The sequence below is a fragment of the Rhodococcus sp. YH1 genome, assembly GCF_009939605.1.
Lineage (GTDB): Bacteria > Actinomycetota > Actinomycetes > Mycobacteriales > Mycobacteriaceae > Rhodococcus > Rhodococcus aetherivorans.
In genome coordinates this window covers 1-9,222 of sequence record NZ_WVTE01000087.1, presented here as the reverse complement: position 1 = coordinate 9,222, position 9,222 = coordinate 1, and the positions used below count along the sequence as shown (strand labels likewise).

Sequence of the window (9,222 nt, the reverse complement as noted above, 5' to 3'; positions counted from 1 at the left end):
TGGCCCGCTCGGGCCGCTCCCCCGCCGGTTCGGCCGGGGCCGGGGCGGCCTCGGCCGGACTCCCGTCGAGACGTGCGCGGACCAGGTCGGCGTCGCCGGTGTACTTGAGGAGCGTCGCGAGCAGGATGTCACGGATCTGCCGGAGGGAGGTGTGGTCGCCGCCGCCTCGCCGCAGGACGGTCGCGGCGCGCGCGGCGTCGATCACCTCCGAGATGGACGGGCTCTTGCGCAACGGCAGGTCCCGGAGGGTGCGGGCCAGGTCCACCACCTCGGCGGCAGTCACCGTGTCGACCTCGGGGGCCCGGGCGGTGACGATCTCGCGCTCACGTTCGGGGGTGGGATAACCGACGTGGTAGTGCAGGCAGCGGCGCTTGAGGGCGGGCGAGAGTTCGCGGGTGTCGTTGGAGGTCAGGATCACCCACGGCGAGGACCGGGCTGTGAAGGTGCCCACCTCGGGAATGGTGACCTGCCCCTCGGCGAGGACCTCGAGCAACAGCGCCTCCATGGACTCCTCGGTGCGGTCCACCTCGTCGACGAGGAGCACCACCGGTTCCGGGGAGAGGATCGCCTCGAGCAGGGGGCGCACGGCGAGGAACTTCTCGGAGTACAGGCCGAAGTCCTGCGCGGCGAGGAACCGGGACGCCTCGGCGACGTCGGGGTACGCGGCGAGCTGCTCGCCGATGCGGTCGCGCAGCATCTGCACGTGCAGCAGCTGCTTGGCGTAGTCCCACTCGTACAGCGCGCGGCTGTCGTCGAGGCCCTCGTAGCACTGCAACCGCACCAGCCTGCGCCCGCCGGCGGCGGCGAGCGCCTTGGCCAGCTCGGTCTTGCCGACGCCGGCCGGGCCCTCGAGCAGCAGGGGCCGCTGGAGCGCGGTGGCGAGGTGGACGACGACCGCGAACTCGTCGTCGGCGATGTAGTCGTGGCGGCGCAGCGCGTCGGCGAGTTCCGGTCCGCTGGCGAAGCTGGTCATCGGTGCTCCTGTGTCGTCGGCACTCGAGGGAGGTGGGTGTGCCCGGGGCGGGTCGCCCCGCCCCGGGCACGGGATCGGTCGAGCAGGTGGGTCAGTAGGACCGGTTGATGCAGTGGTCGACGACCGGGATCATCGACTCGACCGTCACCTCGCGCGGGTTGCCCGGGGTGCACCAGTCGCCCTGGATGTGCTCGGAGATGGCCCGCACGGTCTTCTCGTCGCCCTTGATGACGTCGCCGCGGCCGGCGTACTTGCCGGTGTTCATGCGGTTCTTCTCGTACGAGTCGACGCGCACCTGACCGAAGTTGTCGGGGATCCCGACGTCCTTGGCGAGCCGGATGGCGGCCTCGACCGCGGCGTCCGCGGCCTGGACGGTGGTCATGTTGCGGGTGTCGACGCCCATCGCGGTGGCGATGCGGGCGTAGTGCTCGTAGCGCGAGGGCAGGTTGTACTCCCACACGCGCGGCAGGGCGATGGCGTTGTTGAGGCCGTGGTGGCTGTCGAAGAAGGCGGACACGGCGTGCGAGATGGAGTGCACGATGCCCAGGCCGCCCGAGTTGAAGGCCTGCGCGGCGATGTACTGGGCGTTCATCATGCCCTCGCGCGCCTTGAGGTTGCGCGGCTCGAAGGTGGCCTCGCGCAGGTGCTTGGCGACGAGTTCGATCGAGTACAGGGCGTTGCCGAGCGACGGCGCGAAGTCCAGCCGCGAGACGAACGGCTCGGAGCCGTGGGCGAGGACGTCGAAGCCGCAGTAGGCGGTGAAGTGCTGCGGGCAGGTGTAGTACAGCAGCGGGTCGTCGATGGCGAGGGTGACGATCGTGGCCTCGTCGAAGCCGACCCACTTGTGCGGGTGCTCCATGTCCGAGGTGTCGGTGATGACGTACGCCCAGGAGGTCTCCGAGCCGGTGCCGGCCGTGGTGGAGACGGCGATGTGCGGCGGGTTCTCCTTGTTGGTGGACTTGGCGAAGCCCTCGAACTCGTTGATGTTGCGGCCGTCGTGGGCGATGACCACGCGGGCGCCCTTCGCGGCGTCGTGGCTCGAGCCGCCGCCGACGGAGATGATGGAGTCGCACTTCTCCTGCTGGTAGAGGGCGGCGGCCTCCATGACGTTGTAGTCCTTGGGGTTGGACTCGACCTTGTCGTACAGGACGACCTCGACACCCTGGTACTCGATCTTGCCGATGAGCTCCTCGATGATGCCCGAGCCGCGCAGGCCGGTCGTCATCAGCAGGGTGCGCTTGAAGCCCAGGTTCTTCGCCTCGACACCGATGATGTCGTGGGCGCCGACACCCATCAGCGCCCGGGGGAAGGGGTGGAACTCCTTGATGGGAAAGTCCCAGATCTGGTTGAGTTCGATGGCCATCGCGTTTCTCCTGGTGTGTCGGCCGGAAGTGGTGGTTCGAAGGGGGCGGCCGGTGTGACCGGCGTCTCTTCCCTTCCCCACTCTCGGGCCCGATCACGCTCCCGGAAAGGGGTTCGAGCCCGAACCGTCCGGTCGCGGGACCGAAGCCGTCCGGTCGAGCGCGCGGGCCTACCCGATCGGGCAGGTGCGGTTCCCGCTGATCGGGAGCCGACCGGACCCCGGTGCACCCCGTCCCGGTAGCGTCGTCTTGCTGATACCCTGAAACTAGAACGCGTTCTAGATTGCTTCGCCCGCTCCACGGAAGGACCGACCTGGCCATGACGACAGTCGAGGTGCCGCACGGCTCGCGATCCGCGATCCTGACCGTCTCCGCAGTCATCGAGGAGACGCCGGACTCGCGCTCGATCGTCTTCGACGTGCCGGCCGAGTTCCAGGACAAGTTCGCGTACAAGCCCGGACAGTTCCTGACCCTGCGCATCCCGAGCGAGCAGACCGGCTCCGTGGCCCGCTGTTACTCGCTGGCCAGCTCCCCGTACACCGACGACGCCCCCAAGGTCACGGTCAAGCGGACCGTCGACGGTTACGGGTCCAACTGGCTGTGCGACCGGATCTCCGCCGGCGACCGACTCGAGGTACTGCCGCCGTCGGGAGTGTTCACCCCGAAGTCCCTCGACCACGACTTCCTGCTGTTCGGCGCCGGCAGCGGGATCACTCCCGTCATCTCGATCCTCAAGTCGGCACTGACCCAGGGCTCGGGCACGGTCGTGCTGGTCTACGCCAACCGCGACGAGGCGTCGATCATCTTCGCGGACGAGCTGCGGGCGCTGGCGGAGAAGTACCCCACCCGGCTCACCGTCGTGCACTGGCTCGAGTCCGTGCAGGGCCTGCCGTCCGCCGACCAGCTCGCCACCCTGGTAACCCCGTACACGAGCCACGAGGCGTTCATGTGCGGACCCGGTCCGTTCATGGACGCCGTGCACCGGGCGCTGCAGGCCGCAGGCATGCCGCGCTCCCAGGTGCACGCGGAGGTGTTCAACTCCCTCGCGGGAGACCCGTTCGCCGACCACACCCCCGTCGAGGTGAGCGACGAGGAGGCGGCCGACGCCGCGACCGTGGAGGTCGAGCTAGACGGCGAGACCCACACGATCCCGTGGCCGCGCTCCCAGACCCTGGTCGACATCATGCTCGCCAAGGGCATCGACGTGCCCTACTCCTGTCAGGAGGGCGAGTGCGGCTCGTGCGCCTGCACCGTCCTCGAGGGCAAGGTCGAGATGGACAACTGCGAGATCCTCGACCCCGAGGACATCGAGGCCGGCTATGTGCTCGGCTGCCAGGCCCACCCGGTGACGGACACGGTCAAGATCGTCTTCTGAGACGGCGCAGGGGCCCTCCGTCCGGCTCGTCCGGACGGAGGGCCCCTGCGTGTACGCGCCGGCAATCCCCGCCTCAGCGGACGAGAACCGGTGCCTCCGCGAGTTGTGCGACCGGCTGCCGCGGGCCGCGCAGCGCCACCCCCGCCCCGGCCCCGAGGGCGAGCACGATCACGGCACAGCCGTAGCCCAGCGTCGTCGAGGTCAGCCCGAACGCGCCCGTCGCCAGGCCCGCGAGCACCGCGGGCACGGAGAACGCGAGGTAGCAGACGACGAACGTGGTGGCGAACAGGCGCCCGCGCTCGTGCGGCGCCGCCAGGGCGCCGATGACGTTCATCGCGCCCAGGAACGCCGCCCCCCAGCCGAAGCCCGCGACGGCGGTACCGGCGAAGTACGCGACGGCCCAGCCACCGAGCACGGCGGTCACGACGACGCCGACGCCGGTGGCGAGGATCGCGGTCCCCGCGACGACGACGCGCCGCGGGTCGGAGCCGCGCAGCACCGTCGCGGCAACCGAACCGGAGGCGAAGAGCGTGAAGATCGCCAGCCCCGCGACGAGGCGGTTGCCGATACCGAAGACCGTGCCCACGATCGACGGGCCGAGGGACATGTAGAGGCCGCCGAGCGACCACGCCGACAGCAGACCGGGCAGGATCACCAGGTAAGGGCCCCGCACGTCCGCCGGCACCGACGCGCTCGGCAGCAGGCTGCGCAGCGCGGCCCGGCGGGACGCGAAGCCCGGCGCGGGTGCCCGGTCGGGGACGAAGACGAGCACGACGGCCAGCGCCAGCGCGATCACGACGACGAGGGCATAGACGAGGACGGTGGGAAGGGGCGCGAACTGCACGAGCAGGCCCGCCCCCGCGGCGCCGAGGGCGAGCCCGAGCGACGGCGCCACGCTGTTGACGAAGGATCCGAGGCGCGGGTTCGGTTGCAGATCGATCACGGCGGCGCTGACGGCGCCGGTCGCCGCGCCGACCGCGAGACCCTGCAGCACGCGGGCCAGCACGAGCCAGCCCACGTCGTCGGCGAGGACGAACACGCCCATGCTCACCACGAGCAGCAGCAGCGCCCCGATCAGGACCGGCCGGCGGCCGACGTGATCGGAGATCGAGCCGATCGTCAGCAGCGTGGCGAGCAGGGCAAGCGCGTAGACGGCGAAGACGGCGGTCAGCATTCCCGCGGAGAAACCCCACTGCTGCTGGTACAGCGGATAGAGCGGGGAGGGGGCGGACGACGACGCGGTGAGTAGAAAGCTGGCCGTGCCCACCGCCGCGAAACCGCAACGGCGTGGCAGGGTGCGGCCCGGCGTCGGCTCCGGCATCGGACCTCCTGAGAACTCGTGCGGGAAGGCCGACAGTTCGTTGGCCAAGGCAACGATCTAGTGGAACACACGCACCGCGGAGATCATTCCCCCCTCTGTCACCGATCCGCAAAAAACCCCTCCCAACTGCACCGGAGCGTTACCGCAGTGCAATCCCCCACACCATTGACCGACCGGTCGATCAGGTCTATACCGAAGTCAGGACACAATCCCCACTAGGAGGCTCGACATGTTCTCCGACAGCCGGCTACAGGACTACGTGGCCGTGATCCTGGGCGTCTTCACCGCCCTCTCCCCGCTGTGGGTCGCCAACGACAACACGACGATGTGGACCCTGATCGTCCTCGGCGTGCTGATCGCGCTGACCGGACTGGCGCAGATCGTCCGGCCCACCATGGCCGCGATCGACTACGCGATGGGCGTCTTCGGCGTGCTGCTGTTCCTCTCCCCCTGGGTCATGGGCTTCACCGAGTACAGCGGTGCATCCTGGACGGCCTGGGTGGTGGGCGTGCTCACCGTGGTCGTCGCGGTGGCGGCACTGCCTGTGATGAGTGCCCGGATGCACGGACACGGCGGACTGGCCACGCACCACTGATCACGGCGCGGAAGGCCGCGACAGCGGCCTTCCGCACGCGGAGGGCGGGAGCCGAGGCCCTCGCCCTCCGTCCACACCGCCCTCCGTCCCACAACCCGGCGCCTTCACACCCTTGCCGGTGCACCCGGAAGTGAGCGCCATGAGCACCCCGGGCTCGACACCGCCGCGCCGTCGCGCGCGGCGGGACAACGCCGCGCGTGTCCACATCCTCGACGCCGCCGAGACCCTCTTCGCCGCCCACGGCTTCGACGCCACCTCGACGACCGCGATCGCCGCCGCCGCGGACGTGCCCAAGGGACTGATCTTCTACTACTTCCCGACCAAGGAGTCGATCCTCGAGACGCTCGTCGCCGAGCGGCTGCCGGCCGAACCGATCCAGGACGTCACCGGCCTCGTCTCCCCCGGCGACCCGGCGGCCAGCCTCGTCAACCTCGACGCCGCCCTCGACCTGCGCACCCACCACTCCTCGCTGCTCCGGGTGATCTGGCGTGAGGCGGAGACGCATCCGGGCCTGCGCACCCCGCTGCGCCGGCTGCGGACGTCCCTGCAGGAGGCCACCATGCGGGTGCTGCAGGCCAGCGTGCCCGGCCCGATACAGCCGGGCACCCTGCGCACCTGCGCGACGACGTGGGTGTCGGCGATGTTCTCCGCCGCCACGGTCGACCGGCTGTTCGGCCTCGACGGACCTTCCCCCGACGAACTCGGCGGCATCGCGCGGCTCGTCGCCGCGGGCATGACCGGGATGGGCTGAGCAGGGCGGCGGATCAGCGCGTCTCGGCCCGGGGAGCCTCGTCGCCGGGCAGACCGGCGGTCGGGTCGCCGATGCCGTCGACGAGCTGCCGGCCCGCCGGGAAGCTGAGGGCGCCGGGGGGCAGCTCGCCCGGCCTCCCGCTGAGGAACACCTCGACCCGCCCGCTGCCCGCCCACGGCCGGCCGAGGGCGTCGATGCGGCGCAGGGTCTGGGCCGCCACCGCCTCGGCGCTGTCGAACAGACGCACACCGGGCGGCAGGTGCGCGGCGATGGTGTCGGCCACCAGCGGGTAGTGGGTACAGCCGAGGACGACGCCACCCACGTCGGGCGGGGTCCGCTGCGCCGCGGCCGCGATCGCCGCGGCCGCAGCGGTCGTGTCGCCGCGGTCGATGGCATCGGCGAGCCCGTGGCAGGCCACCCCCACCACGTCGCGGTCCCCGGCGAACCGGGCGACCAGCTCGGCCTGGTAGCGGCTGGCGGTGGTCGCGGCGGTGGCCCAGATCGCCACCGATTCGCACGCCGCGGCGGCCGGCTTGATCGCCGGCACCGTTCCGATCACCGGGATCTCGTCACCGAGCGTCTCGCGCACGTGCTCGAGCGCGGTCACGGACGCCGTGTTGCACGGCAGCACGACCACCTCGGCGCCCCGGGTCACGGCCCGCTCCGCGGTGCTCACGACCCGCTCGATCACCCAGTCCCCGGGCTTCGGTCCCCACGGGGCGCCGTCCGGGTCCATCGAGAGCATCAGATCCAGTTCGGGACGCAATCGGCGCAGCCATGCAGACGTCGGCAGGAGACCGAGACCCGAGTCGATGAGCGCAACGATCACCACACGAATCTAGCGCTCGCCGTCCCGGCGGCTAGGACGTGGGCGCGAGGATCTCCGTGATCGGCGCGCCCTCGGCGATCTTGCCTCGCATTTTCATCACCGGCCCGGCCAGTCCCGCGCCGACCACACCGGTGAGACGACCGTCGCGCTCGTAGTAGGCGAGGAACTTGCGGCCGTCGTCACGCACCACGTGCACGGTGTCGTCGGCGCGGACCGCACCGAGGGCCTGGATCTTCACTTCGTACTGGTCGCTCCAGAAGTACGGCACCCGCGCGGCGTCGGCGACGGTGGACCCGAGCAGCGCACCGGCGAGCACCTTCGCCTGCTCCCCCGCGTTCGTCCAGTGCTCGAGACGCGCGCACCGACCGTCCGAGACCTCCCAGGCCGCGACGTCCCCGACCGCCCACACGTGCGGGGCCGAGGTGCGGCCCACGCCGTCGCACACCACACCGTTGTCCACCCGCACCCCCGAACCGTCGAGCCAGTCGGTGACCGGCACCGAGCCGATCCCCACCACCACCAGGTCCACGTCGAGGTCGGTGCCGTCGCTCAGGACCGCGCCGGTGACCCGCCCGTCGCCGCGCAGGGCGCGCACCCCCACGCCGGCCCGCACGTCGACACCTTCGTCGGTGTGCAACCGGGCCACCAGCGCGCCGACCCGCTCGCCGAGCACCGACGCCAGCGGCGTCGGCTGCGGCTCGACCAGCACCACGTCCATGCCCCGCGCCCGCAGGCTCGCCGCGACCTCGCAGCCGATGAACCCGGCGCCGACGATCAGCGCCCGCCCGCCCGGGACGACCGCCGCGCGCAGGGCCCGGCTGTCGTCCACGGAGCGCAGCACGTGCACCCCGGCGAGCCCGGCCGTGCCGGGCAACCGCCTAGGTCGCAACCCGGTCGCGACGATCAACTCGTCGAAGCCGACGCTCTGCCCGTCGGACAGCGCGACGGTGCGGGCCGCCGCGTCCAGCGCCTGCACCCGCACACCCAGGCGCAGCTCGATGCGCTGGTCGTCGAAGAACTCCCGCGGCCGCAGGGTGGTGTCGTCGGTCCCGCCACGGACGACGTCCTTCGACAGCGGGGGCCGGTCGTAGGGCAGATGCGGCTCGTCGCCGATCAGGACGAGCTCGCCGTCGAATCCACCGTGGCGCAGTTCCTCTGCGGCACGCACCCCCGCCAGCCCCGCCCCGACCACGACGATCCGCTGTGTTCCCGTCTCACCCACCCGCTCCACCCTCTCCGCCAGCAGTGACCCACGCCACCGTAATCCGTGCAACTGTTTTACCAAATACAGGGACCTCCGGACAGGGCGCCGTTCATGCGAGCCGCGTGCCCCGCACCCGGGGCGGCCTGGAGTTACTACAGTCGGAGGGGACAGACCTTCATCCGGCAGGCCGACGAGGAGCCCCCATGACCAGCGACAGCGGCGCAGGCGTCAGCCGCGTGCAGTTCGGCAACGGAATCGCGCCGGGACCGGTCGACACCCAGGGGCGCACCATCATCGCCGACGCGGTCGTGGCGAAGATCGCCGGAATCGCGACCCGCGAGATCAGCGGCGTCTACGACGTCGGCGCGGGCACCGCACGCGTGGTCGGGGCCCTGCGGGACCGCATTCCCGGCGCGCGGATCAACCACGGGCAGGGCGTCGCGGTGGAAGTCGGGGAGAAACAGGCCGCGATCGACATCGGCATCGTCGCCGAATACGGCGTGGCCCTGCACGAACTCGCCGTCGCGATCCGCCACAACGTGATCGCGGCCGTCGAACGGATGACCGGCCTCGAGGTCACCGAGGTCAACATCACCGTCTTCGACGTCGTGCTGTTCGACGAGACCACCGGTGTCGCCGACGACCTGAAACCCCGCGTCCAATGACCACCCCCGCCGAGCCCCCATGACCAGCGACAGCGGCGCAGGCGTCAGCCGCGTGCAGTTCGGCAACGGAATCGCGCCGGGACCGGTCGACACCCAGGGGCGCACCATCATCGCCGACGCGATTCCGGCGATCTTCGCCACGACCGCG

9 protein-coding genes are annotated in these 9,222 nt (G+C 71.1%); 4 read left to right on the top strand and 5 right to left on the bottom strand.

Annotated features, from left to right (window positions below; genetic code table 11):
- Both AIIKEEIJ_RS08820 and mdo read right to left on the bottom strand, forming a co-directional pair.
- On the bottom strand, positions 1–973 hold a 973-nt coding region (locus tag AIIKEEIJ_RS08820; RefSeq protein WP_161995474.1), incomplete at its 3' end, for a MadB family AAA-type ATPase.
- Between the two features lie 91 nt (positions 974–1,064).
- Positions 1,065–2,336: an NDMA-dependent methanol dehydrogenase gene (gene mdo, locus AIIKEEIJ_RS08815; protein ID WP_006932857.1), complete on the bottom strand. Its 1,272-nt coding sequence runs from the start codon at positions 2,334–2,336 to the stop codon at positions 1,065–1,067.
- 317 nt (positions 2,337–2,653) lie between these two features.
- On the opposite strand from mdo, the gene AIIKEEIJ_RS08810 reads away from it, so the two are divergent.
- The gene (locus tag AIIKEEIJ_RS08810) at positions 2,654–3,709 is read left to right on the top strand and encodes a ferredoxin--NADP reductase (protein ID WP_006932856.1); all 1,056 of its coding nucleotides are present in this window, start codon (positions 2,654–2,656) and stop codon (positions 3,707–3,709) included.
- A 73-nt stretch (positions 3,710–3,782) separates the two neighbouring features.
- Here AIIKEEIJ_RS08810 and AIIKEEIJ_RS08805 read toward each other — a convergent pair whose 3' ends face one another.
- A complete protein-coding gene (locus tag AIIKEEIJ_RS08805; RefSeq protein WP_161995473.1) occupies positions 3,783–5,030 on the bottom strand; it encodes an MFS transporter in 1,248 nt (415 codons plus the stop codon).
- A 229-nt stretch (positions 5,031–5,259) separates the two neighbouring features.
- Between AIIKEEIJ_RS08805 and AIIKEEIJ_RS08800 the strand changes: the two genes are divergently transcribed.
- Positions 5,260–5,625: an SPW repeat domain-containing protein gene (locus AIIKEEIJ_RS08800; RefSeq protein WP_006939196.1), complete on the top strand. Its 366-nt coding sequence runs from the start codon at positions 5,260–5,262 to the stop codon at positions 5,623–5,625.
- A gap of 139 nt (positions 5,626–5,764) precedes the next feature.
- A complete protein-coding gene (locus AIIKEEIJ_RS08795; protein WP_029545013.1) occupies positions 5,765–6,376 on the top strand; it encodes a TetR/AcrR family transcriptional regulator in 612 nt (203 codons plus the stop codon).
- 13 nt (positions 6,377–6,389) lie between these two features.
- Here AIIKEEIJ_RS08795 and AIIKEEIJ_RS08790 read toward each other — a convergent pair whose 3' ends face one another.
- Complete coding sequence (locus AIIKEEIJ_RS08790; protein ID WP_044475945.1) at positions 6,390–7,205, bottom strand: glutamate racemase; 816 nt, start codon at positions 7,203–7,205, stop codon at positions 6,390–6,392.
- A gap of 31 nt (positions 7,206–7,236) precedes the next feature.
- Positions 7,237–8,427, bottom strand: coding sequence for an NAD(P)/FAD-dependent oxidoreductase (locus AIIKEEIJ_RS08785; protein ID WP_050036405.1), 1,191 nt, complete (start codon positions 8,425–8,427; stop codon positions 7,237–7,239).
- Positions 8,428–8,612: 185 nt separating this feature from the next.
- Here AIIKEEIJ_RS08785 and AIIKEEIJ_RS08780 point away from each other — a divergent pair, with 185 nt between their 5' ends.
- Positions 8,613–9,074 carry an Asp23/Gls24 family envelope stress response protein gene (locus tag AIIKEEIJ_RS08780; protein WP_006936221.1) on the top strand — a complete coding sequence of 154 codons (462 nt, stop codon included), beginning with the start codon at positions 8,613–8,615 and terminating at the stop codon, positions 9,072–9,074.
- Positions 9,075–9,222: the final 148 nt, after the last annotated feature.